The 23115-nt window shown below is 65.8% G+C and carries 22 protein-coding genes; 13 read left to right on the top strand and 9 right to left on the bottom strand.

Annotated elements, in window-relative coordinates:
* Window positions 1-37 precede the first annotated feature (37 nt).
* Both P0086_RS19240 and P0086_RS19245 read left to right on the top strand, forming a co-directional pair.
* Complete coding sequence (locus P0086_RS19240) at window positions 38-970, top strand: ribose-phosphate pyrophosphokinase (protein ID WP_112593526.1); 933 nt, start codon at window positions 38-40, stop codon at window positions 968-970.
* Window positions 971-1275: 305 nt separating this feature from the next.
* A complete protein-coding gene (locus P0086_RS19245; protein ID WP_275788464.1) occupies window positions 1276-4422 on the top strand; it encodes an Ig-like domain-containing protein in 3147 nt (1048 codons plus the stop codon).
* A gap of 66 nt (window positions 4423-4488) precedes the next feature.
* On the opposite strand, the gene P0086_RS19250 is transcribed toward P0086_RS19245, so the two are convergent.
* Window positions 4489-5208 carry a sulfotransferase gene (locus tag P0086_RS19250; protein ID WP_275788725.1) on the bottom strand — a complete coding sequence of 240 codons (720 nt, stop codon included), beginning with the start codon at window positions 5206-5208 and terminating at the stop codon, window positions 4489-4491.
* A gap of 77 nt (window positions 5209-5285) precedes the next feature.
* Here P0086_RS19250 and P0086_RS19255 point away from each other — a divergent pair, with 77 nt between their 5' ends.
* From P0086_RS19255 to pth, 6 genes are all read left to right on the top strand, one after another.
* A complete protein-coding gene (locus P0086_RS19255) occupies window positions 5286-5753 on the top strand; it encodes a Kazal-type serine protease inhibitor domain-containing protein (protein ID WP_275788467.1) in 468 nt (155 codons plus the stop codon).
* Window positions 5754-5885: 132 nt separating this feature from the next.
* Entirely contained in the window at window positions 5886-7079 is a 1194-nt protein-coding gene (locus P0086_RS19260) for a benzoate/H(+) symporter BenE family transporter (RefSeq protein WP_148151116.1), read from the top strand.
* A gap of 183 nt (window positions 7080-7262) precedes the next feature.
* Entirely contained in the window at window positions 7263-7874 is a 612-nt protein-coding gene (locus P0086_RS19265; RefSeq protein ID WP_112593522.1) for a 50S ribosomal protein L25/general stress protein Ctc, read from the top strand.
* Between the two features lie 182 nt (window positions 7875-8056).
* Window positions 8057-10447, top strand: a complete 2391-nt coding sequence (locus tag P0086_RS19270) for an EAL domain-containing protein (protein ID WP_275788471.1) — start codon at window positions 8057-8059, stop codon at window positions 10445-10447.
* Between the two features lie 19 nt (window positions 10448-10466).
* Entirely contained in the window at window positions 10467-11213 is a 747-nt protein-coding gene (locus P0086_RS19275; RefSeq protein WP_275788474.1) for a transporter substrate-binding domain-containing protein, read from the top strand.
* A 152-nt stretch (window positions 11214-11365) separates the two neighbouring features.
* On the top strand, window positions 11366-12082 hold the full coding sequence (gene pth / locus P0086_RS19280; protein WP_275788477.1) for an aminoacyl-tRNA hydrolase: 717 nt from the start codon (window positions 11366-11368) through the stop codon (window positions 12080-12082).
* Window positions 12083-12177: 95 nt separating this feature from the next.
* Here pth and clpS read toward each other — a convergent pair whose 3' ends face one another.
* Window positions 12178-12489: an ATP-dependent Clp protease adapter ClpS gene (gene clpS / locus P0086_RS19285; protein ID WP_112611855.1), complete on the bottom strand. Its 312-nt coding sequence runs from the start codon at window positions 12487-12489 to the stop codon at window positions 12178-12180.
* A 164-nt stretch (window positions 12490-12653) separates the two neighbouring features.
* On the bottom strand, window positions 12654-13034 hold the full coding sequence (locus tag P0086_RS19290; RefSeq protein ID WP_112593518.1) for a DUF983 domain-containing protein: 381 nt from the start codon (window positions 13032-13034) through the stop codon (window positions 12654-12656).
* Between the two features lie 385 nt (window positions 13035-13419).
* Here P0086_RS19290 and ychF point away from each other — a divergent pair, with 385 nt between their 5' ends.
* Window positions 13420-14523 carry a redox-regulated ATPase YchF gene (gene ychF / locus P0086_RS19295; RefSeq protein ID WP_112593517.1) on the top strand — a complete coding sequence of 368 codons (1104 nt, stop codon included), beginning with the start codon at window positions 13420-13422 and terminating at the stop codon, window positions 14521-14523.
* Window positions 14524-14578: 55 nt separating this feature from the next.
* Here ychF and P0086_RS19300 read toward each other — a convergent pair whose 3' ends face one another.
* The gene (locus tag P0086_RS19300; protein ID WP_275788484.1) at window positions 14579-15679 is read right to left on the bottom strand and encodes a hypothetical protein; all 1101 of its coding nucleotides are present in this window, start codon (window positions 15677-15679) and stop codon (window positions 14579-14581) included.
* A 110-nt stretch (window positions 15680-15789) separates the two neighbouring features.
* Between P0086_RS19300 and P0086_RS19305 the strand changes: the two genes are divergently transcribed.
* Both P0086_RS19305 and P0086_RS19310 read left to right on the top strand, forming a co-directional pair.
* A complete protein-coding gene (locus tag P0086_RS19305; RefSeq protein WP_112593515.1) occupies window positions 15790-16257 on the top strand; it encodes a MaoC family dehydratase in 468 nt (155 codons plus the stop codon).
* Window positions 16244-16711, top strand: a complete 468-nt coding sequence (locus tag P0086_RS19310; RefSeq protein WP_275788488.1) for a MaoC family dehydratase — start codon at window positions 16244-16246, stop codon at window positions 16709-16711. The genes P0086_RS19305 and P0086_RS19310 overlap by 14 nt, the downstream gene beginning before the upstream one ends.
* A gap of 52 nt (window positions 16712-16763) precedes the next feature.
* Here the strand turns inward: P0086_RS19310 and P0086_RS19315 are convergent, their stop codons facing one another.
* From P0086_RS19315 to petA, 4 genes are all read right to left on the bottom strand, one after another.
* On the bottom strand, window positions 16764-17306 hold the full coding sequence (locus P0086_RS19315; protein WP_275788490.1) for an adenine phosphoribosyltransferase: 543 nt from the start codon (window positions 17304-17306) through the stop codon (window positions 16764-16766).
* 127 nt (window positions 17307-17433) lie between these two features.
* Window positions 17434-18309: a cytochrome c1 gene (locus P0086_RS19320; protein WP_112593512.1), complete on the bottom strand. Its 876-nt coding sequence runs from the start codon at window positions 18307-18309 to the stop codon at window positions 17434-17436.
* Between the two features lie 28 nt (window positions 18310-18337).
* A complete protein-coding gene (locus P0086_RS19325; RefSeq protein WP_112593511.1) occupies window positions 18338-19612 on the bottom strand; it encodes a cytochrome b N-terminal domain-containing protein in 1275 nt (424 codons plus the stop codon).
* A gap of 14 nt (window positions 19613-19626) precedes the next feature.
* On the bottom strand, window positions 19627-20205 hold the full coding sequence (gene petA, locus P0086_RS19330; protein WP_112593510.1) for a ubiquinol-cytochrome c reductase iron-sulfur subunit: 579 nt from the start codon (window positions 20203-20205) through the stop codon (window positions 19627-19629).
* 274 nt (window positions 20206-20479) lie between these two features.
* Here petA and P0086_RS19335 point away from each other — a divergent pair, with 274 nt between their 5' ends.
* Window positions 20480-20776 carry a nucleotidyltransferase domain-containing protein gene (locus P0086_RS19335; protein WP_275788495.1) on the top strand — a complete coding sequence of 99 codons (297 nt, stop codon included), beginning with the start codon at window positions 20480-20482 and terminating at the stop codon, window positions 20774-20776.
* Window positions 20776-21123 carry a HepT-like ribonuclease domain-containing protein gene (locus P0086_RS19340; RefSeq protein ID WP_148151108.1) on the top strand — a complete coding sequence of 116 codons (348 nt, stop codon included), beginning with the start codon at window positions 20776-20778 and terminating at the stop codon, window positions 21121-21123. Before P0086_RS19335 ends, P0086_RS19340 begins: the two co-directional genes overlap by 1 nt.
* A gap of 17 nt (window positions 21124-21140) precedes the next feature.
* On the opposite strand, the gene P0086_RS19345 is transcribed toward P0086_RS19340, so the two are convergent.
* Window positions 21141-23009: an ABC transporter ATP-binding protein gene (locus P0086_RS19345; RefSeq protein WP_275788498.1), complete on the bottom strand. Its 1869-nt coding sequence runs from the start codon at window positions 23007-23009 to the stop codon at window positions 21141-21143.
* Window positions 23010-23115 lie beyond the last annotated feature (106 nt).

Below are 23115 nucleotides of genomic sequence, written 5' to 3' on the forward strand. Positions count from 1 at the left end.
CGGCATTCTCCTAGGCCATCAGACAGGCGGACCATAGATGAAGGTTTTCGCGGGCAACTCGAACCGGCTGTTGGCCGAAGCGATCTGCAACTATCTCAATGTCCCCCTAGGCCGCGCGAGCGTGCGCCGCTTCGCAGACCAGGAGATTTTCGTCGAAATCCAGGAGAACGTGCGCGGCGAGGACGTCTTTCTCGTCCAGTCGACCTCGTTCCCGACGAACGACCACCTGATGGAACTGCTGATCATGATCGATGCGATGCGGCGGTCTTCCGCCCGCCGCATCACCGCCGTGATCCCCTATTTCGGCTATGCCCGCCAGGACCGCAAACCCGGCCCGCGCACGCCGATCTCCGCCAAGCTCGTCGCCAACCTGATCACCGAAGCCGGCGCCGACCGCGTTCTGACGCTCGACCTGCACGCCGGCCAGATCCAGGGCTTCTTCGACATCCCGACCGACAACCTCTACGCCATTCCGATCCTGGCGCGCGACGTGAAGGAAAACTACGACCTGAAGAACGTGATGGTCGTGTCTCCCGACGTCGGCGGCGTGGTGCGCGCCCGCGCGCTCGCCAAGCGGCTCGACTGTCTGCTGGCGATCGTCGACAAGCGCCGCGACCGGCCGGGTGAGTCCGAGGTCATGAACGTCATCGGCGACGTGTCCGGCAAGGACTGCCTGCTGATCGACGACATCGTCGATTCCGGCGGAACGCTCTGCAACGCCGCCGAGGCCCTGCTGAAGAACGGCGCCACCAGCGTCACCGCCTACATCACCCATGGCGTCCTGTCCGGCGGCGCCGTCGCGCGCGTCACCTCCTCCAAGCTGAAGGAACTGGTGATCACGGACTCGATCCAGCCGACGACGGCCGTCCAGTCGGCCCACAACATCCGCGTGATCACCACCGCCGGCCTGCTCGGCGAAGCGATCAACCGGACGGCTGCAGAGGAATCGGTGTCGAGCCTGTTCGACTGAGGCGCCGCGGCGCCAGTCTCCCCGCCTCCGCAAATTTGGCTGTGCAGCCGACACGTTCCCGCCATCCGCGCGGACGGCGCATGACGTCCGTCGTCCGCCGTCGCGAACCGGCCAATCCATCAGTTTTGCAACTTGCAAGTCAAAAAATGCGCGCAACGATTGCGCAACGTTGAATTGTAGCTTAGTTTGCTGCCCCGGGGACGAGTGCCGGAATACCATTGAAGCGACAGGGCGACGCGCACGCCGACAGGCGGGCGCGAGGGCTTTGCCGTGGCCGCACATGCCCCTGAACGGGGGATTGCGTCATGAGCCATGCAACCGGAACGATGGTACTCCTCGATCAATCGGCGCCGCTGCGGCTTGCAGCGACGGCCGGTGACGCCGACGGCCGCTACATCCTTGTCCATGCGGACGACGGCACGGCCATCGCCATTCACGGGTTTGCGGCCGACGGGCAGACACAGTCGTTCACGCTCGAAGGTTATGACGATGTCACCCGGCTCTGGTTGGTGCCGCGCTCCGGCGAGCCGGATGCGGGCTTCATCCTCATCTGGCATAGCAGGGCCAGCCCCATGCTGTTCCGGCAGTTTCTGGGCGCGAATGGAGAGCCGATCGGCGAGCCCGAGATCCTCGCCTCGGAAGAGTGGGCCAATGTCGACAGCGGGATCGTCGCAACGCTCTCTGACGGCAGAAGCGTCGTGGCATGGCTGGACTGGCGGGGCTTCAACGTCCAGGCCTACGATGCGCAGGGTGGGCTCGCCGGCGAGCGGACGATCTACCCGGACTCTTTCTACGAACCCCGTATCGTGGCGGATACGGAAGGCGGCTTCAGCCTCATCGGCATACAGTACGGCGGCAAGGGGCACACGATCGTCGGCCTGCGTTTCGATGCCGCGCTTCAGTACCAGGAACTGAAGTCGATCGCGGTCGCCCCCGTTCCTCCGGCCATGACGGTCCTGCCCGACGGCGGACTGGTGGCCGGCTGGATCTCGGATGGCATCTTCGGCATCGTCTTCGTCGATGCCCTGGCGCTCGAGGAGACCCGGTCGCTTTCGTTCGAGCTGTCGTCGCCATCGGCATACGGCACCCTCGCGCTCGCCCGGATGACGGATGGCGACATCGTCGCGACATGGACGCAGCCTGGCACGGGCGGCGACCCGCCGACACTGATGGGGTTGCGCCTCAATGCCGACGGCACCCTCGACGGTGACGTGTTCGCGATCGACAGCAGAGCGGGCATGATCCCGAACCAGCTGGCGACCATCACGGCCGCCGCAGACGGCGACTTCTTCGTCACCTTCCAGGTAATGGAAAATGGCGCGATCGCAGTCCGCCACCTGCAGGTCGACTATACCGCCGATGCGCCGGAGGGCGAGGATCGGACCGTCGCGCTGGCCGAGGATGGCGCCTACCACTTTGGCCCCGGCGATTTTGCGCTTCGCGACGAAAACAACGACCACCTGGTCGCCGTCGAAATCACCGCGCTGCCGGACCGCGGCGCGCTCAGCCTGGGAGAGGCGGTCGTCACGGCCGGCATGCGCATCGCAGTCGACGACCTCTCCCGGCTCGTCTACCGGCCCGACCCCGACGGCTTCGGCGCGTCCTACGCTACGATCGGCTTCCGCGTGATCGACAGCGGAGCCCCCGGCCCGGACGGAGCGCGGAACGTGGCGGTACAGCCGAACACGATCACCTTCGACGTGAGACCGACAGCGGACGCGCCATCGGGCAGCGACCGGACGATCTCGCTCGTCGAGGACGGGTCGCACATCTTCCAGGCCGGCGATTTCGGCTTTCACGATCCAGATGGCGACGCGTTTGCAACGGTCCAGGTCACGAGCCTTCCGGCCGGCACGCTTCTGCTCGCCGGAAAGAAGGTCGTCCTCGGCCAAGAGATCGATGCCGACGCGTTGCCCGACCTCGTCTACCACCCCGCGGCCAATAGCTTCAGTTCGACCGGTTTCGCGTTTCGGGTGATCGACAGCAGCGGCGGCATGGATGCGGCGCCGAAGACGCTGCGCATCGATATCCTCGCCGTGAACGACGCCCCGTCCGGCACCGACCGCACCGTTTCCCTAATCGAGGACGGCCGCCACACCTTCAAGGCGGCCGATTTCGGCTACGCGGACAAGGCGGACGGCGATGACCTGCAGGCGATCCGGATCGCCGGCCTGCCCTCGTCCGGCACGCTGACGCTGGCCGGCAAGGCGGTGAAGGCCGGACAGGCGATCGCCGCGGCGGACATCGCAAAGCTCGTCTACACGCCGCCTGCAAACGGCACCGGCTCGACGTCCTTCACCTTCCAGGTCGTCGACGACGGCGGCACCGCGAACGGCGGTCGCGACACCGACCCGACCCCGAACCGCATCAGCTTCCGGATCACGGCGGTGAACGACGCCCCCGCCGGCGCCGACCGGACCATCGCGTTGCTGGAGGACGGCCGCCACGCCTTCAAGGCAGCCGATTTCGGCTTTTCCGACAAGGCGGACGGTGATGCCCTGTCCGCGATCCGGATCGCCGGCCTGCCCTCATCCGGCACGCTGACGCTTTCCGGCAAGACGGTGAAGGCCGGCCAGACGATCGCCGCGGCGGACATCGCAAAGCTCGCCTATACGCCGCCTGCAAATGCCAGCGGCTCGGCCTCCCTCACCTTCCAGGTCGTCGACGACGGCGGCACCGCGAACGGCGGCCGCAACATCGATGCCACGCCGAACAGGCTTCGCTTCGACATCACCGAGGTCAACGACGCCCCTTCCGGCGCCGGCAAGACGATCAGGATCGTCGAAGACAGGTCCTACGGCTTCAAGGCCGGCGATTTCGGCTTTTCCGACAGGATCGACGGCGACGCGTTTCTCGCCGTCAAGATCGCCTCCCTGCCTGCGACGGGCGCGCTCACGCTCGCCGGGAAGACCGTCAGGGCCGGCCAGGTGATCGACGTGGAAGACATCGGCAAGCTGGTGTTCACCCCCGGCGCGCATGAGTTCGGAAAAGGATTCGCGTCCCTGAAATTCCAGGTGATCGACGACGGCCGGACGGCAAACGGCGGCAGGAACATCGACCCCGGCGCCGACAGCATCACCTTCGATGCCGGCGATGTCACCGACGTGTTTCGGGGAACGTCGCGGGCCGACAGGATCATCGGTACCAAGGGCCACGACCTTCTCGACGGCCGCGCCGGCACGGATACTCTGGCGGGGGCTGCCGGTTCGGACACCTTCATCTTCAAGAGCGGCTACGACCGGGACACGATCAGGGATTTCGATCCCTCCGGCAGCGACCAGGACCGGCTCGATCTCTCCGGTCTGAAATCGGTTTCCGGCTTTGCCGATCTCAAGGCGAACCACATGCGCGCCCACGGCCCGGACGTCTGGATCGACGGCGGCCAGGGCGACGTGCTCGTCCTCAAGGGCGTGAAGATCGCCGACCTGACGAAGTCGGACTTCCTGTTCTGAGAGGGGCGGCGATTGCCGCCGCTCCAAACCGCCGGGATCGGGCCGGCGGCAGGCCGCAGAAGCCGATCAGCCGAACTCGGCCGACCAGGTATCGAGCCACTTCTGCGCGGCCGGAAAGCGCCCGCTTGCCAATAGAGCCTCGACATCCGGGCGAACGCGTTCCCAATAGATCCGCTCATCCTCCTTGGTCAGCACCCGCCCGGCCTGCCGGCGGGCGTTGTGGACACGGACATCTGCAGGGTCCTCGAGGTTCAGGCCGACGAATTCCTGCACCTTGCGCGCCGAGCCCACCGGATCGCGGCAGAGATCGTCGAAATCGAGCAGCAGCAGCGAATCCGAAAACCCCGCGGCATCAAAGCGTTGGATATGGTTCCAGTAGCAGGAGGCGTCGCAGTACATCTTGTGCGCTCCAGGTCCCTGCAACACCCGACCCCTGCTCTCATTGTGCGATATATGGGAATCGATGCGATCGATCGGATCGCGCATGATATAGACGAGCTTGGTCGGCTTCTTCAGGGCGGCGATGCGCCCCGCGCAGTTGCCCGAGAGATAGCCTTTCGAATAGCTCGGCGAAGCCTCGAGCGTCCAAGTCCCCTCGGGCGGTCCCTCTCTGAAGAATAGATCGTAACAGCGGCTGCGTTTGCGCAGGAAATAGTCGAGCTCCTTCTTGCTCTTGAAACCTTTCAGGTGCGACATCGTCACCTGCGAGTGCTGTGAAAGAAGATTATGAAGCGTCGTGGTCCCGGCCTTCATGGCACCGATGATGATGATATGGCCCACGTGCATCGCAACCACCTCTGATTCCTCTTGCCGCTGCCGAGAGCATATATTAGCGACATCTTTGAGACTTTGGGAGGTCACGCATGCCGGATAGATCAGGCTTCACGGCCAGCAACGCCCGCCGTCTCTGCATCCTCCTGGGCCTTGTGCCGATCCTCGCCGCCTGCACGGTCGAAACTGTGCCCGGCCCGGGCGGCGGACCGCCGCCGCGGCCGCCGGCTGTGTGCACGATGGAGTATGCTCCCGTCTGCGGCGAACGGGGCGCGCGCCGGCAGACCTTCCCCAATGCCTGCGAGGCACGGAGCAACGGCTTCTTCATCGTCGCCCGCGGCGAATGCCGCCGCGCACCGCCGCCCCGGCCCGACCGCCCCGACAGGCCGGACCGCCCAGACAGGCCCGATCGGCCAGACCGCGAGCCGGAGCGGATGTGCACGATGGAATATGCGCCCGTCTGCGCGATCAGGGACGGCAGGCTGCGCACGTTCCCGAACGCCTGCTCGGCCAGCAACGACGGCTATCGCGTCGTGCGCCCGGGCGAGTGCCGCCGCTGACCGCACCCTGCGGCTGAAGCGCGGTCCCTGCCAATCGCCCCGAAAGCTGGCCTGTCGTCTCGGCGGGCCATTCGCATTCGTCGCAAGCTGTGCTAACGAACGTCCATTCGCCAACACTCGTCAAAGTTTCACATGCTCCGCGACTTCTCCCTCCAGGCGCTTTTCATGGGCCTGCTCACCGCCTTTGTCGGTTTCGCCAGTTCCTTCGCCGTGGTCCTGCACGGCCTGACCGGCGTCGGCGCCAGCGAGGCGCAGGCCGCCTCGGGGCTAATGGCCCTGTCTCTGTCGATGGGCTTCTGCGCCATCGTGCTGAGCGCCTGGACGCGGCTTCCGGTCTCCATCGCCTGGTCGACGCCGGGGGCGGCGCTGCTCGCAAGCTCCGGTGCCGTGGAGGGCGGCTTCGCCGCGGCCGTGGGCGGCTTCGTTGTCTGCGCGGTGCTGATCGTACTCGCCGGTCTCTGGAAGCCGCTCGGCCGCATGGTCGCCGCCATCCCTGCCACGCTCGCCAATGCCATGCTGGCCGGCGTGCTGCTCGGCCTCTGCTTCGCCCCGGTCAAGGCAATCGCCTTCGACCCGCTGCTGGGCCTCGCGATCGTAGGCGCCTGGGGGATCGTCGGCGCGATCAACCGGCTCTATGCGGTTCCCGCCGCCCTTCTGGCCTTCGTCCTGGTCCTCGCCTTTGGCGTCGACATCCCCGAGGGCGCCCTTTCGGCCGTCACCGGCGAGCTCCTGCCGAGACCCGAACTCGTCGCCCCCGTCTTCAACCTCTCCGGCCTCGTCAGCATCGCGCTGCCGCTGTTCATCGTCACGATGGCCTCGCAGAACATTCCCGGCATCGCGGTCCTCAAGGTGCACCACTACGAGCCGAACCCGGGGCCGCTGTTTGCCACCACCGGCCTGTTCTCGCTGTTCAGCGCGCCGTTCGGCGGGCACGCGGTCAATCTCGCCGCCATCACCGCGGCGATGTGCGCCGGCGAGGATGCCCATCCGGATCCGCGCCGGCGATACTGGGCGGCGATCGTCTCGGGCGCGGCCTACGTCGTCTTCGGCCTCCTGGCCGGCGCCGTCACCGCCTTCGTCACCCTGGCCCCGCCCGTCCTCATCCAGGCGGTCGCCGGCCTCGCCCTGATCAGCGCCTTCGCCGCATCTGCCATGAACGCCTTCAAGGAGGCGGAAACGCGCGAGGCGGCGGCGCTCACCTTCCTGACCACGGCTTCGGGGGTCAGCTTCGGCGGCATCTCCGGGGCCTTCTGGGGGCTGGTCGCCGGCGGCCTGATGATGGGCCTCGGCCGCCTCGCCGCCAAGCGCAAGTCCCGGAAGGCGTGAGCGTCCGGAAATTCCGGCCCGCCCTTGCATTTCCGGGCGTTCTCGGCTATGCGACCGGCGTCCGCGCAGACACCCTTGGAGGCAACGCGGATGAGGCTTTCACGAAATCCTCAAGTTTCGGACGGTCGCGGCCCAGCGCCTCGCCCGGCGGAACTCTCCAGTAACACATGAAAGGTCCATGCTATGAGCCACGCATCCTACGAGCTCAAGGCCGAGACGCGCGAACGGGTAGGTAAGGGGTCCTCCCGCGAACTTCGCCGCAACGGTCTTATCCCGGCTGTCATCTATGGTGACAAGAAGGCCCCCCTTTCGATCGCCCTGTCGACCAAGGAAGTCACCCAGCGCATTCACGCCGGCGGCTTCATGACGACGGTCGCCACGATCGACGTCAACGGCGAGAAGATCTCGGTCCTGCCCAAGGACTACCAGCTCGACCCGGTCCGCGACTTCACCATGCACGTCGACTTCCTGCGCGTCTCCGCGTCCAGCCGCGTCACCGTCCAGGTTCCGGTTCACTTCGTCAACGAAGAGAAGTCCCCGGGCATCAAGATGGGCGGCATGCTGAACATCGTTCGTCACGACGTCGAGCTGCACTGCCCGGCCAATGACATTCCGGAATTCCTGACCGTCGACCTCGACGGCCTGAAGATCGGCGACAGCATCCACATCTCGCACATCAAGCTGCCGAAGAACACGACCCCGGTCATCGCCGACCGCGACTTCACCGTCGCAACGATCGTCGGCACCGCGGCTGCCAAGGAAGAAGAAGCCGAAGGCGAAGCAAGCGCCGAATAAGCCTCCCGGCAGTTCTGTTCGGATCGAACCCGCCTCCGGCAACGGAGGCGGGTTTTCTTGTGCCGGAAAGTCGTTGACTTCAATAACATTTAAGAAATTCAAGAAATACTGACGCTCGGGTTTGAGACCAGAACGAGAAAAAGACGTGCAAGCTGAGGGGCCAGCATCGCAAGGGGGATGGCATGAGAATCCATTCTGTCGAAAGCCGCTTCATCGCGATCGTTTTTGGCGCGTTGCTGCTTTTCGTCGCCCCGCTCTTCGCCCTCTTCCTCGTCCTGTCCTCCGAGCGCGTCACCCGCGAACGGCTGCACAACGCGGAGATCCTCCTCCAGGCGAACGTCCAGGCCCTGGGCAAACCGCTCTGGGATCTCGATGCCGACAGCACCGAGACGATCGTGGCGACCCTGAAGGCCGGCGCCAACGTCATCTACGTCCGCGTCCGCGACACCTCCGGCACGATCGACATCCAGATGCCCGCCTCCCCGCCCGATCGCGGCGCCGTTCAGTCGACGGTCGCAGCCGACATCCTCTACGAGGCGCGCGAGGGGGCGCGGAAGGTTGGAAGTGCCGAGATCTGGGTCGCCGAGGCCGACCCGTTCTCGCGGCTGACCAGGGATGAGTTCACCGTCTTCCTCATCTTTCTCTTCGCCGTCGGCACGCTCTTCATCGCGGCGATCATCGGCAACCGCGTCACGATCATGCGGCCGCTGATGCGGCTGACGGCGGCCATCGAGGCGACCCGGCGCCTGGGCTCGCGCCACCAGGTCGACTGGACGTCGAGCGACGAGATGGGCAACCTCGCCCGGAACTTCAACGAGATGCAGAGCCGGCTGGAGCGCGAGGAAAACGAACTGAAGCTCGCCCACGCCCGGACCACCGAAATCTACAACCGGACGCCGGCCATGCTGTTCACGATCGATGCGGACAACTGCATCGCCGCGGTCAGCGACTACTGGCTGGTCGCCACCGGCTACAGCCGCGAGGCCGTGCTCGGCCGGGGCTTCACCGAATTCGTCGACGCAGCCGACCACCTGATCTATCGCGACCGCCACGAGAAGGGCACCAACGGCGAGGGAGCCTGCGAGGTCACGGTACGCTTCCACCGGGCCGATGGATCGGTGATGGACGTGCTCGTGCTGGAGGCCGGCATGGACGCCGGCAGCGGCGAGCGCGGATCCACGCTCTCGGTCATGACCGACGTCTCGGGGCTGAAGGAGGCGGAGAACCGCAACCACCGCCAGGCCATCACCGACCACCTGACCGGGCTTCTCAACCGCCAGGGCTTCGAGTCCGTGCTGGGCGAGCTCATCGAGAAGGCGGAGGCCGAACACCAGCAGCTCGCCTGCCTGTTTCTGGACCTCGACCGGTTCAAGTGGATCAACGACAATCTCGGCCACGCCGTGGGCGACCAGGTCCTGTGCGAGGTCGCCGTCCGCCTGCGCAACCAGCTGCGCTTCAACGACATGATCGCCCGGCTGGGCGGAGACGAGTTCGCCATCCTGCTGATCGCGCCGGACGCGGTGCAGGTGGCGATGGATATTGGCGGGCGGCTGTGCTCGGCCCTCAAGGAGCCGGTGGTCGTCAGCGGCAGCCGGCTCAATGTCAGCGCCAGCATCGGCGTCGCCGTCTATCCGGACCATGCGGCAAGCGCCGGCGATCTGTTGCAGAAGGCCGACATGGCCATGTACGCCCGCAAGCGCAACGGCAAGAACGGCACGCGGCTGTTTGACGACGAGATCGTCGACATCGCCCGCAAGCGCCTCGAGATCGAGCAGTGCATCGAGCAGGCGCTGCGCGAGGACTGGTTCGAGGCCTTCCTGCAGCCGATCGTCGAGCTCGGCACCGGCCGCATCGCCGGCTTCGAGGCGCTGATGCGCCTGCGCCATCCGGAAAAGGGCGTGCTCGTCCCCGACGACATCGTCGGCGTGGCGGAGGAGAACGGCACGATCGGCAGGGTCGGCGACGTGATCTTCGAGAAGGCGATCCGCAGCCTCTCGGCGGTCTCCCAGCTCGGCGGCATGGGCGACTGCTACCTCGCCGTGAACTTCTCCCCGCTGCAGTTCGACGCCGCCCTGCCGAGCCGGCTCGCCGCCGTCCTGCTCGAGCACGGCGTCACCGCCTCGCGGATCGTCGTCGAGATCACCGAGGCCGTGCTGATGCTGGACAGTCCGGCGGTGCGCCACGTGCTGGACGCACTCGGCGCCCTCGGCTGCCGGATCGCGCTGGACGACTTCGGCACCGGCTATTCCTCGCTCAGCTACCTCAACCGTTTCCCCGTCGACATCGTCAAGGTGGACCAGTCCTTCGTCCGCGCGATCGGCACAGACGAGACGGATATCAGCCGCAAGAGCCGCACGCTGATCGAAGGCATCAAGATGATCTCGCACCAGATGGGATGCATCGTCGTCGCCGAGGGGATAGAGACGGAGCACCAGTTGCAGGTCTTGACCGAGATCGGCCTCGATTTCGGCCAGGGTTATCTCTTCAGCGCGCCGCTCCCCCTTTCCAGCCTGATGGCGAGGCTCCCGCGGCTTACCGATCGGCATCACGCCGCCGTCACCGAAATCGTCTGAAAGCGAAGGGTTTACGAGCATGATGTCGACGAAGACCGCCCTGGCCGCCCTGGCCCTCGTCGCAAGTCTCGTCGGCCCTGCCCTCGCCGCGGACATCACCTTCGTGACGGAGGAATACGCGCCCTTCAACTACTCCGAGGGCGGCGAGATCAAGGGCATCGCCGTCGAGCAGGTCCGCCAGATCGCCGAAGCGAGCGGCATTTCCTACCAGATGGAGATCATGCCCTGGGCACGGGCGCTGATGCTGGCCGAGCGGCAGGCCGGCCATTGCGTCTTCACCACCGGCCACACCCCCGAGCGGCATGCGAAGTTCCGCTGGGTCGAGCCGCTGCTGCGTGACCAGATGGTCATGATCAAGCGCAAGGGCAGCCCGATCGTCGCCACCACGCTCGAGCAGGCCCGCGCGTTCCGGATCGGCTCGCAGCGCGGCGACATCGGCTTCGATGTCCTGAAGCAGCTGGGCTTCACCGACATCGACCTCGCCAGCGATATCGAGATCACGCTCGGCAAGCTCAGGAGCGGCCGGATCGACCTGATGCCGACCTCGGTGAAGACCTACGACAAGCTGATCGCCGACGGCCAGCCGATCGAGCGGGCGATGCTCATGGACGGGCAGGTCTACGGCATCGCCTGCAACAGAAGCGTGCCCGAAGAGACGATCCGCGCCCTGCAGCAGGCGCTCGACGCCCTCGTCACCTCCGGCAGGCAGGACGCCATCTTCGCCCGCTACGGGCTGCCGCCGAACACGCGCACAGCGCAACGATAGACCGACCGGGACCACCCGCTGCCCGGCGTCTCCGGGCCATGGCCGATCACGGCAGGGCGCCCTGTTTCGAGAAATCGGTTGACATCGGCTGCAATTGACGGTGGGACACAGCGACAGACAATCCCTTTCCGGACTTCACGCGAGCGCGTCCCATGCTGATCATCGCAGGCCTCGGCAATCCCGGCCCCAAATATGCCGGCAACCGGCACAACATCGGCTTCATGGCCGTGGACGCCATCCACCGCAAGAACCCGTTCTCGCCGTGGTCGAAGAAGTTCAAGGGCGAGATCTCCGAGGGCGAGCTTGCCGGCGAGAAGGTGTTGCTGATCAAGCCGCAGACCTTCATGAACCTTTCCGGCGAGGCGGTCGGCGAGGCGATGCGCTTCTACAAGCTCGCCCCCGGCAATATCGTCGCGATCTATGACGAGCTCGACCTTGCGCCCGGCAAGGCGCGCATCAAGACCGGCGGCGGGCACGGCGGCCACAACGGCGTGAAGTCGCTCGATGCCCATTGCGGCCGCGACTATCGCCGCCTGCGCCTCGGCATCGGCCATCCGGGTGTCAAGGAGCTCGTGCACAACCATGTGCTCGGCGACTTCGCCAAGGCCGACCACGCCTGGCTCGATCCCCTGCTCGACGAACTGGCGATCAATGCCGACATGCTGGTGCGGGGCGAGGACTCGCAACTGATGAACAAGCTCTCGCTTGCCACGGGCGGCAAGCCGGACGAGAAGGACGCCGCGCCGAAGAAGCCGGCCGGCCAGTCCCACATCCGCCCGGCGCGCAACCACAACCAGCCCAAGGCGCTGCCGACATCGGGCCCGATGGCGGAAATGCTGAAGAAGCTGCTCGGCAACAAGGGCGAGTGAGGCGGCTGGCGGCGCCACCCTTCGCCCGGCCGAACGCTCTCTTAGGCCTGCTTGCGCTCCACGCCGAACTCAACCCGGCGACCAGATCCGCCGGGCTATTCCTCCGGCTCGGTCCTGAACATCAGCGGAAAGCCGGCCTCCTTGGCGAGATCCGTCGCCTCGGTCGCCTTGGTCTCGGCGATGTCGCGGGCGCAGACGACGACCACGCAGGTCCCGAGCTTGTGCGCCGTCATCATCACCCGGTAGCCCGTCTCCTCGCTCATGCGGAAGACGGCGCGCAGCACGAGGATGACGAACTCGCGCGGCGTGTAGTCGTCGTTGACGAGGATCACCTTGTAGAGCTTCGGGCGCTCCAGCTTCTGCTTGGTGACGGTCTTCGGCTTGAGCGCCGTGTCCTTGTTGCTCATCGGAAGGGTCTTCTCCTGAGGATCGGGACAGCCATTCCCGGCTTGGCCTGCCATTGTGCAACGCCATCAACGGTGTCGCAAGGGCACGGACGATTCCCGATCCGAAGGAGGCAGCTTCCACGGCGCCGCGCCGCCTCGCTCGACGCCGTGGAAGCGCGGCGAGGCTATTGCGGAGAGCGCACGACCTTTCCTTCCTCGGCCTTGTAGAAATACTGGCTCGCCACCAGCCAGCCCTTCAGCGGCCTCAGCGGCGGGATGCAGGTGGCCAGCAGGAACGGTCCCGTCACGAACAGCTGCGTCCAGAACGAGGCGCTGAAGGCGACCTCCAGCCAGACCGCGAGCAGGACGCTGGGCACGCAGGCGAAACAGATCACGAAGAAGGCCGGACCGTCCGCCGGATCGGCGAAGGAGTAGTCGAGCCCACAGGCCTCGCATTTCGGCTTCAGCGTCAGGAAGCCGTCGAACAGGTGTCCCTGGCCGCAGCGCGGACAGCGCCCCCTGATCCCGGTCTCCATCGGCGGCAGTGGTGGATAGTCCTCGACCATCGTACGGATCCTTCGGCTGAACCATTCAATTCCATATTGAATGCAGTCATATAGATACAATTCTAACCCATTGCCGTCGAGATGGCAGAGTGACGCAGCCGAAATACGCGAGGAAATGGCTGCAATCAACCAAATGGAACGTCATATTGTATGTATAATTGTATGGATATACCGATCCTTGCCACATGGCATTGCCAGAGCATGGCGCATCGGTCCCCGCGCCCCGCAGCCACGATGACCGCCGCAGCGTCAGCCGGTGGCAATTCCCCGGCCCTCCGCGTGCCACCGCTTGCCGCTGCATTCGCGGGCGTGCGGACTTGACCTCCCCCGGCCCTTCCCCCATAGCGGGGGCAAAGATCGTCAAGACACGGAACGGACCATCCCCATGGGTTTCAAATGCGGTATCGTCGGGCTGCCGAACGTCGGCAAGTCCACCCTCTTCAACGCGCTGACCAAGACGGCCGCCGCGCAGGCCGCCAACTATCCCTTCTGCACCATCGAGCCGAACACCGGCGAGGTGGCCGTCCCCGATCCGCGCATGCAGCAACTCGCAGCCGTTGCCGGCTCCAAGGAGATCATCCCGACCCGCATCTCCTTCGTCGACATCGCCGGCCTCGTGCGCGGCGCATCCAAGGGCGAGGGCCTGGGCAACAAGTTTCTCGCCAACATCCGTGAAGTCGATGCCGTCGTGCACGTGCTGCGCTGCTTCGAAGACGACGACATCACCCATGTCGAGGGCCGCATCAATCCGGTCGGCGACGCCGACACGATCGAGACCGAGCTGATGCTCGCAGACCTCGAGAGCCTGGAGCGCCGCGTCGAGCAGACCCGCAAGCGCGCCACCGGCAAGGACAAGGACGCGACGGCGCAGCTGCCGGTCATGGAAGCCGTGATCAAGCTGCTGCATGACGGCAAGCCGGCCCGCCTGCTGCTCAAGACGCTGGCGCCGGAGGAAATCGAGATCCTGAAGGGCCTCAACCTGCTCACCTCGCACCCGGTTCTCTACGTCTGCAACGTCGCCGAGGCCGATGCCGCGACCGGCAACGAGCACACCGCCGCCGTCGCCGCCATGGCCGAGAAGCAGGGCGCGGAATGCGTGATCATCTCGGCTGCGATCGAGGCCGAGGTCGCCCAGCTTCCCGAAGACGAGGCCGCCGAGTTCCTCTCCGCGCTCGGCCTTCACGAGGCCGGCCTCGACCGGCTCATCCGCGCCGGCTACCACCTGCTCGACCTGATCACCTATTTCACCGTCGGCCCGAAGGAGACCCGCGCCTGGACGATCGTGCGCGGCACCAAGGCGCCGCAGGCCGCCGGCGTCATCCACACGGACTTCGAGCGCGGCTTCATCCGCGCCTTCACCATCGGCTTCGACGACTACATCACCTACAAGGGCGAAGTCGGCGCCAAGGAAGCGGGCAAGGGCCGGGACGAAGGCAAGGAATACGTCGTCCAGGACGGCGACGTCATCCACTTCCGCTTCAACACCTAACGCAGGCGAGACCTCGCACGCCGGCGCAGCGAATGCGCCGGCGGCGCGTGCGACCTCAATGGACCGCGTGCAGCCGTGATGCGACGCTTTCGGGCATGAACCCCATCACGAAGCGCCGCAGCGCCGGCCAGAAGACGCCCACCCCGAGCACGACGACGCCCACCGACAGGATCGTCACATAGACGTAGCTCGACGCCTCGAAGGCGTTCTGGCGAAGCAGCGTCCAGATCGCAAGGCCGAGCGACACCAGCCCCGACGTCACGAAGGCCCGGCGGTCGATCACGAGCCCGACCAGCATGAAGCACGAGACGATGGCGATGACGACCGTCGCCTGCAGGTAGGTCGCATCCCCGCCCGGCCATTGCGGCGAAAAGCGCTCGAGGAAGACGAAGGCGATCAGCGCATAGAGCAGGAAGGGGGCGGCGCCGAGATGCAGCCAGAAGGCGATGTCGGAGCGCCGCGTCTGCCGCTGCGGGTCCGACAGGTCGTAGCGCATGGCGACCGCGAACAGGCCGAGTGCCGCGAGCAGGAAGACCAGCGCCGAGGCGAGGCTGTGCTCGGCGACGAACTGATCGGTACCGGCGATGCGGCCGAGCAGGACCAGCACCAATAGAACCGCGAGCCCGAAGGTCGAGATCAGCGTCAGCGCCAGCGACAGCGGCACCCGGTAGCGCCAGTAGTAGAGGCCGAGCAGGACGGGATAGCTCGCCAGGAAGGCGCATGCGTAGGTGATCCCGTCCCACCCCTCGGCAATAGGCCCGATCGCCGTCAGGATCAGGTAGCCGGCCCCTTGCACGAAGGCGATGGTCAGCGCGACCGCCGGCAGCGCCAGCCTTTGCCGGCGGACCAGCACCTCGCTCAGCAGGATGACGGCCGGCAGCAGCGCCAGCACGCTCGCAAGGCCCGACAGGCCGACGAGCGCCACGACGATGCCGATCGTGATCAGCACGTCGTGGAAACCGCGGACGAAGCGCGGCGATTCGGTATCGGCGATGTCGCGCGGCGGGTCGGCGAGCCCGCCGGTGACGTTTGCGGCGGCTGCGGGGACGTAGCGTCCGCGCGCGTTGAGGAAGGCTGCGAGCCCCGCCACCTGCCCGTCGCCCACGAGCCCCTGCCTGGCCGCCTGCCTGAGCGTCACTTCGAGTTCCGTCGTCACGTTTCTTCCGTCCCGTTTCCAGCGCGATGCGCCCTTGGATTGCAGGACTGGTGGTATAGATTTCTGCTAGTCATGACCAGCCGCATCTGCCCGGCAATGGAGGAACGCCCGTGCTCTATTTCGAAGATTTCCCGATCGGCCGGCGGTTCGATTTTCCCGACCGGACGATGACGGCCGAAGAGATCATCGCCTTTGCGACCGAATTCGACCCGCAGCCGATGCATCTCGACGAGGCGGCCGGCAGGGCCGGCGTGCTCGGCGGGCTCGCCGCCTCTGGCTGGCACACCAGCGCCGTCATGATGCGGATGCTCTGCGACAGCTACATCAGGATGACCGCGGGCGAAGGCTCCCCCGGGGTGAACAGCATGGAGTGGCGGCGGCCGGTCCTGGCCGGCGACACGCTCTCCGGCCACTGCCGCGTGGCCGAGGCGCGCATCTCCCGCTCCCGTCCCGACATCGGCATCGTGCGCTTCATCGCCGAGGTGACCAACCAGCGCGGCGAGACGGTCGCCGTCTGCGACTATGCCAACATGATCCGCGTCAAGGCAACGGAGGCCCCCGCCGATGCGCATGGCTGAGCTCTATCCGGCCGAACGGACGATCGTCCTCGGCACGCACCACTTCACGGCGGACGACATCATCCGTTACGCCCGCCAGTTCGATCCGCAACCCTTTCACGTCGATGCGGAGGCGGCCAGAAATTCGTTGTTCGGCGGCCTCTGTGCTTCCGGCTGGCACACCTGTGCGGCCTGGATGAAGACGTTCCTCGCCTTCTGGGCCGCCGAGTGCCTGAGGCTGGAGCGCGAGGGCAAGGTTCCGCCCCGGCTCGGTCCCGCGCACGGCTTCCGCGACCTGCGCTGGCTGAAGCCGGTCTTTGCCGGCGACACGATCACCTATTCCGCAACCCTGCTCGAAACCCGCGAGCAGGGATCCCGCCCCGACCGGCTGATCGACACGACCCTGTGCGAGGGCAGCAACCAGCACGGCGAGCCGGTGATCCGCTTCGAAAGCAGCGTCATGGAATTCGTCTGAGCGGGCAGGCGCGCCGATCACCATCGGGCGCCCCTGCCCCGCCAAGGCGGCTTCAGTGGCCCTCGTAGGCCACCAGCGTGCGCACCTCCACGCCGAGCTCCTCCAGCTTCTTTCCGCCGCCGAGTTCCGGCAGGTCGATGACGAAGCAGGCGGCGGCGATGTCGGCTCCGATCTGGCGCAGCAGCTTGACGGCTGCGACCGCCGTGCCGCCGGTGGCGATCAGGTCGTCGACCAGGATCACCTTGTCGCCGGGTTTCAGCGCATCCTTGTGCACCTCCATCTCGTCGACGCCGTATTCCAGGCTGTAGGCGATGCGCACGGTCTCGCGCGGCAGCTTGCCCTTCTTGCGGATCGGGATGAAGCCGCTGGAAAGCTGGTGCGCCATGGCCCCGCCGAGGATGAACCCCCGCGCCTCGATCCCGACGACATGGGCGATCCCCGTGCCGGCATAGGGATGCACCAGTTCATCGACCGCCCGCCGAAACGCCCGCGGACTGCCGAGCAGTGTGGTGATGTCGCGGAACATGATCCCCGGCTTCGGATAGTCCGGAATGTTGCGGATGGAAGCGATCAGTTCGTCCTGGAGCGTGGTCATGGCTTTTGTCCGTATGGCAGGTCGGCAAAGAGGTGATGGATAACGGCCTGCAAATGCAAGTGTCGAATTCCCGCACCAACAAAAAAGGCGGCCGGTGGCCGCCTTCTTGTCGTGGCAATGGAACCGCTCAGTGTTCCTTGTTGGCGTAGACCGACTTCTTGGTCAGGTAGATCAGGCCGGTGAAGATCACCAGGAACACCATGACCATGAAGCCCGTGCGCTTGCGCGCCTCCAGGTGCGGCTCGGCGGCCCACATCAGGAAGGCAGCCACGTCGTGCGCATACTGGTCGACCGTCTGCGGCGAGCCGTCGTCATAGGTGACCTGGTCGTCCGACAGCGGCGCGGCCATGGCGAGCGCCGCGGCATTGGCGAAGTAGGGGTTGTAGTGCGTGCCCTCGGCCACTTCGACGCCGGCCGGCGGTTCCTGGTAGCCGGTCAGCAGCGAGTAGATATAGTCCGGCCCGCCTTCCTGGTACTGCGTGAAGATATCGATGACGAACTGCGGGAAGCCGCGGGTGATGCCGCGGGCCTTCGCGATCAGCGAGAAGTCCGGCGGGGCAGCCCCGTTGTTGGCGGCCGCGGCCGCTTCCTTGTTCGGGAACGGCGACGGGAAGTGGTCGGACGGGATCGCCGGGCGGGTGAACATCTCGCCGTCGGCGTTCGGCCCGTCCTGCACCTCGTAGTTGGCGGCGAAGGTCTTCACCTGCGCCTCGGAATAGCCGAGGTCTCCGAGCGTGCGGAAGGCCACGAGGTTCATCGAGTGACAGGCGGCGCAGACCTCGGTGTAGACCTTCAGCCCGCGCTGGAGCTGGCCGCGATCGTACTTGCCGAACGGGCCGGCGAACGACCATTCCTGCTCGCGCGGGTGGTTGATCGGGAAGTGCTGGGTCGCGTGTTCGGCTTCCGCACCGCCGGCGGCATGTTCGTCCTGGGCGGTCGCAATCGAGACGCCAAGGCCGGCGACGACTGCGAGCGACAGAAGGCTTGCAACAAGCTTTTTCATTTTTTCGGTTCCTTTCGTCGCGTCGCGATCAGGCCTTGGCCAGCGTGGCGGTGGCGTTCTTCTTTTCCAGAACCGCTTCCGTGATGGAGTTCGGAATGCGCTTCGGGGTCTCGATCAGGCCGAGGACCGGCATGATGACGAGGAAGAAACCGAAGTAGTAGAGCGTGCCGAGCTGCGAAAGGATGACGTAGATGCCTTCTGCCGGCATGGCGCCGAGCCAGCCGAGCATGATCGCGTTGGCGACGAACAGCCAGAAGAACAGCTTGTACCAGGGGCGGTACACGGCCGAGCGGACCTTCGACGTGTCGAGCCAGGGCAGGAAGAACAGCACGATGATCGAGCCGAACATCACGAGCACGCCGCCGAGCTTGGAGTCGATCGGGCCGATGTTGAAGGTGATGGCGCGCAGCATCGCGTAGAACGGCAGGTAGTACCATTCCGGAACGATGTGGGCGGGCGTCTTCAGCGGGTCGGCCGGGATGTAGTTGTCCGGGTGGCCGAGGTAGTTCGGCATGTAGAAGATGAACCAGGCGAAGACGATCAGGAAGATCGAGACGCCGAGCGCGTCCTTCAGCGTCGCATAGGGCGTGAATGCAACCGTGTCGGTCTTCGACTTCACCTCGACGCCGGTCGGGTTCGTCTGGCCGACCACATGCAGCGCCCAGATGTGCAGGACGACGACGCCGGCGATCATGAACGGCAGCAGGTAGTGCAGCGAGAAGAAGCGGTTCAGCGTCGGCTGGTCGACGGCGAAGCCGCCCAGCAGGAACTGCTGGATCCACTCGCCGACCAACGGGAAGGCCGAGAAGAAGCCGGTGATCACGGTGGCGCCCCAGAAGGACATCTGCCCCCAGGGCAGCACGTAGCCCATGAAGCCGGTCGCCATCATCAGGAGATAGATGACGACGCCGAGGATCCACAGGATCTCGCGCGGCGCCTTGTAGGAGCCGTAGTAGAGGCCGCGGGCGATGTGCAGGTAGACGGCGATGAAGAAGAACGAGGCGCCGTTGGCATGCATGTAGCGCAACAGCCAGCCGTGGTTGACGTCGCGCATGATCTTTTCGACCGAGGTGAAGGCGACCGTCGTGTCGGCGGCGTAGTGCATGGCCAGGACGACGCCCGTCAGGATCTGCGCGATCAGCATCACCGAGAGCATGGCGCCGAACGTGTAGGCATAGTTCAGGTTGCGCGGAACGGGGTAGGAGACGAAGCTGTCATGGATCATGCGCGGCAAAGGCAGGCGCGAATCGACCCACTTCTCGATGCCGGTGCTCGGCTGGTACGTGGAATGCTCAGCACTCATATTCGGTGTTCCCCTCAACCGATCCGGATAACGGTGTCAGATACGAAAGAATAGGTCGGCACGTGGAGGTTCTCCGGCGCCGGACCCTTTCGTATGCGGCCCGCGGTGTCGTAGTGCGAGCCATGGCAGGGACAGAACCACCCGCCGAAATCGCCGGCCTGGCCGAGCGGCACGCAGCCGAGATGGGTGCACGAGCCGATCATGACGATCCAGTTTTCCTTGCCCTCGCCGGCCGAGCGGTCGAGGTCGGTCGCCTCGGCATCGGCGGGAACGTTCGCGTTGCGCGCGACCGGATCCTTCAGGTCGGCCATCGGAACGGACTTCGCTTCCTCGACTTCCTTGTCGGTGCGGTTGCGGATGAAGATCGGCTTGCCGCGCCACTTCGCCGTCAGCGACATGCCGGGCGTCAGGCTCGAGACGTCGACCTCGATCGAGGCGAGCGCGAGCGTCGAAGCGTCCGGGCGCATCTGGTCGATGAACGGCCAGGCAACCGCCGCAGCGCCGACGACGCCGGCCATGCCGGTGGTAAGGTAAAGAAAATCGCGACGCGTGGGCTCGCCCGCTGTACCGCCTGTAGTTTCGTGTTCGCTCACGACGTGACCATCCTCTCCAGCAACTCCGGCGGCGAACCGCAACTGCCTCCCTGCGCCCGCGAATCCGGACACAATGCGGCCATAGATTCCCCGCCAATCGGGCGGGTTCTATGCTTGATCGGCAAATATGTCCAGCCTTGGCAGGGGGTGGTGGGCACAATGTCGCGGGAAAAGCCAGACATGTGTTTTCATTGACGCATTGGACGCGGCCCGATCCGGCCTTCCGCAATTCGCGCGGCTGGAAACGCTGCCGCCGATCCGCTAGGCTGTCGGCATGGACAAGTACGAGATCATCCGTCGGATCGAACGCATGCGCCACGACCTCGAGGCCGAGGGCGTTGCCCATCTGGCTTTATTCGGGTCCCGTGCGCGCGGAGACGGCCACAGCGACAGCGACCTCGACATCCTGGTTGACGTCGCCGCCGAAAGCCGCTTTTCCCTTCTCAATCTCCTCGGCGTCGAGCACATCATCGCCGACGCGACCGGCCTGCCGTCGAACGCCGTCCTGCGGCGAAGCCTCGACGACCGCTTCCGCAAGGCGATCGCTGCCGATATCGTCGAGATATTCTGATGGCGGCCGACCGGACCGAGCGCCGGCTGAGGGACATTCTCGACGCGATCAATGAGATCGACCGGATGCTGGCGGGAAAGACGTGGGAAGATTTCCGCCTCGATCGGCCCCTCCGCGCCGCCTTTGAACGCTTTCTGGAGATCCTCAGCGAGGCATCGCGTCATGTCCCGCCGCACATGAAGGCCGAATTCCCCGACATCCCGTGGCGAAGGATAGCCGACATCGGCAACCACCTCAGGCATGCCTATCAGCAGGTCGATCCGGAAATTCTCTGGAACATCCACGCGGGAGAAGATCTGTCGCGGTTGAAAGCGGCGGCGGAGCATCTGCTCCGACCCAACCGCTAGCCGGCCCCCGCCGGCCCCTACTCCGCAGCCTCGTCCTGGGCGAGGAAGCCGCCGGACTGGCGGGCCCAGAGTTCGGCATAGATGCCGCCTCGGGCGACGAGCTGCGCGTGCGTGCCCTCCTCGACGATCCGCCCCCTGTCCATCACCACCAGACGGTCGAGCGCGGCGATGGTGGACAGCCGGTGGGCGATCGCGAGCACGGTCTTGCCGTGCATCAGCCGGGTGAGGTTGGACTGGATCGCGGCCTCCACCTCCGAATCGAGCGCCGACGTCGCCTCGTCCAGCACGAGGATCGGCGCATCCTTCAGCATGACGCGCGCGATCGCGATCCGCTGGCGCTGGCCGCCCGAAAGCTTGACGCCGCGTTCGCCGACATGGGCGTCGTAGCCGCGGCGGCCGCGCTGGTCCTCGAGCCTGAGGATGAATTCGTTGGCCTCCGCCTTGGCGGCGGCCTCGATCATCTCCGCCTCGCTGGCATCGGCCTTGCCGAACAGGATGTTGTCGCGGATCGAGCGGTGCAGCAGCGCGGTATCCTGGCTGACCATGCCGATGCTGGCCCGCAGGCTCTCCTGCGTCACCGCCGCGATGTCCTGGCCGGCGACGAGGATGCGGCCGCCCTCGAGTTCGTAGAAGCGCAGGAGCAGGTTGACGAGCGTCGACTTGCCGGCGCCCGAACGGCCGACGATGCCGACCTTCTCGCCCGGCCGGATGGTCAGCGACAGGTCCTCGATCACGCCCGACGGGCGGCCATAGTGGAAGCGGATGTTCTCGAAGCGGATTTCCGGCCTGGCGACGACCAGCGCCTGCGCATCCGGCCGGTCGACGAGGCCGATCGGCTGGGAGATCAGCTCGGCCGAATTCTGGATCGTGCCGATGTTGCGCATGATGTTGTTCAGCTGCGTCATCAGCCGGTTGAGCAGGAAGTTCAGCCGCAGCACCAGCGCCATGGTGAAGGCGACCGCCCCGGAGGTGATCGACGAGGCGAGCCAGAGATGGATGCAGAGCACGCCCATCGAGACGATCATGACGCCGGACAGAAGAGCCATCGACGCGCGCACGCCGGTCAGAAACCTGGCGAAGCGGCGGATCGTCTCCTGGTAGGTCTCAAATCCCTGCAGCATGTAGCGGTCGTTGACGTCGTCGCGGCCGAACAGCTTGAGCGTCTGGATGTTGGAGTAGGCATCGACCATGCGGCCGTTCAGCATCGAGGCGGCCTCGGCCGATTCCTTCGAGTGATAGCGGATGCGCGGCACGAAGAAGCGCGCCAGCAGCGAGAAGATGCCGATCCAGACGCAGATGATCGCAGCCAGCCTCAGGTCCAGCCCGCCGATCAGAACGAGGGTCGAGGCCGCATAGATCGTCACGAACCACACGCTCTCCATGAACGAGGTGATCACGTCTCCCGTCGCCTGCCCCGCCGACCAGACCTTGGTGACGATCCGGCCGGAAAAGTCGTTCTGGAAAAAGGACAGCGACTGGCGGGCGACATGCGCATAGGACTGCCAGCGCACCATGTTGTAGAAGCCCTGGGTGATCACCTGCTGGTCGAACAGCGCCGTCAGGAAGGTGACGCCGAAGCGGACGAGGCCGATCAGCGCCAGCATCGCGAGCAGCTCGTAGCCGTGGCCGGCGATCAGGCCGCTCCAGCCGTCCGCAGGCGTCACGCTGGCGAGGATGTCGACGATCCGGCCGACGAACCAGAAGGTCGCAGCCTCGATCGCCGCCGTCAGCCCGCCGAGGATCAGCATGGCGACGAACGGCCCCGGCGCCTGGCGCACGTAGAACGCGGTGAACCCGAACAGCCCGGACGGCGGACGCAGATCCTCGGTCCGCGCGAACGGCTTGATCCAGTTTTCGAAATAGGAAAAGAGCGCGCGCAGGACCATGGCCGAAGATATAGGCCGATTCCGCGACGCGGCAAATTAAAGTTCGGCAATCAAGGGCGACCGCCCGGCACGCAATCTACATTCTAGGGTGCACTGCACAATAAAT

The organism is Mycoplana sp. MJR14 (assembly GCF_029210525.1).
GTDB lineage: Bacteria > Pseudomonadota > Alphaproteobacteria > Rhizobiales > Rhizobiaceae > Mycoplana.

Bases quoted from the DNA above. Each gene is read 5' to 3' on its own strand.
- P0086_RS19240 (WP_112593526.1), top strand. From the start codon at position 38: ATGAAGGTTTTCGCGGGCAACTCGAACCGGCTGTTGGCCGAAGCGATC.
- P0086_RS19245 (WP_275788464.1), top strand. From the start codon at position 1,276: ATGAGCCATGCAACCGGAACGATGGTACTCCTCGATCAATCGGCGCCG.
- P0086_RS19250 (WP_275788725.1), bottom strand. From the start codon at position 5,208: ATGCACGTGGGCCATATCATCATCATCGGTGCCATGAAGGCCGGGACC.
- P0086_RS19255 (WP_275788467.1), top strand. From the start codon at position 5,286: ATGCCGGATAGATCAGGCTTCACGGCCAGCAACGCCCGCCGTCTCTGC.
- P0086_RS19260 (WP_148151116.1), top strand. From the start codon at position 5,886: ATGCTCCGCGACTTCTCCCTCCAGGCGCTTTTCATGGGCCTGCTCACC.
- P0086_RS19265 (WP_112593522.1), top strand. From the start codon at position 7,263: ATGAGCCACGCATCCTACGAGCTCAAGGCCGAGACGCGCGAACGGGTA.
- P0086_RS19270 (WP_275788471.1), top strand. From the start codon at position 8,057: ATGAGAATCCATTCTGTCGAAAGCCGCTTCATCGCGATCGTTTTTGGC.
- P0086_RS19275 (WP_275788474.1), top strand. From the start codon at position 10,467: ATGATGTCGACGAAGACCGCCCTGGCCGCCCTGGCCCTCGTCGCAAGT.
- pth (WP_275788477.1), top strand. From the start codon at position 11,366: ATGCTGATCATCGCAGGCCTCGGCAATCCCGGCCCCAAATATGCCGGC.
- clpS (WP_112611855.1), bottom strand. From the start codon at position 12,489: ATGAGCAACAAGGACACGGCGCTCAAGCCGAAGACCGTCACCAAGCAG.
- P0086_RS19290 (WP_112593518.1), bottom strand. From the start codon at position 13,034: ATGGTCGAGGACTATCCACCACTGCCGCCGATGGAGACCGGGATCAGG.
- ychF (WP_112593517.1), top strand. From the start codon at position 13,420: ATGGGTTTCAAATGCGGTATCGTCGGGCTGCCGAACGTCGGCAAGTCC.
- P0086_RS19310 (WP_275788488.1), top strand. From the start codon at position 16,244: ATGCGCATGGCTGAGCTCTATCCGGCCGAACGGACGATCGTCCTCGGC.
- P0086_RS19315 (WP_275788490.1), bottom strand. From the start codon at position 17,306: ATGACCACGCTCCAGGACGAACTGATCGCTTCCATCCGCAACATTCCG.
- P0086_RS19320 (WP_112593512.1), bottom strand. From the start codon at position 18,309: ATGAAAAAGCTTGTTGCAAGCCTTCTGTCGCTCGCAGTCGTCGCCGGC.
- P0086_RS19325 (WP_112593511.1), bottom strand. From the start codon at position 19,612: ATGAGTGCTGAGCATTCCACGTACCAGCCGAGCACCGGCATCGAGAAG.
- P0086_RS19335 (WP_275788495.1), top strand. From the start codon at position 20,480: ATGGACAAGTACGAGATCATCCGTCGGATCGAACGCATGCGCCACGAC.
- P0086_RS19340 (WP_148151108.1), top strand. From the start codon at position 20,776: ATGGCGGCCGACCGGACCGAGCGCCGGCTGAGGGACATTCTCGACGCG.
- P0086_RS19345 (WP_275788498.1), bottom strand. From the start codon at position 23,009: ATGGTCCTGCGCGCGCTCTTTTCCTATTTCGAAAACTGGATCAAGCCG.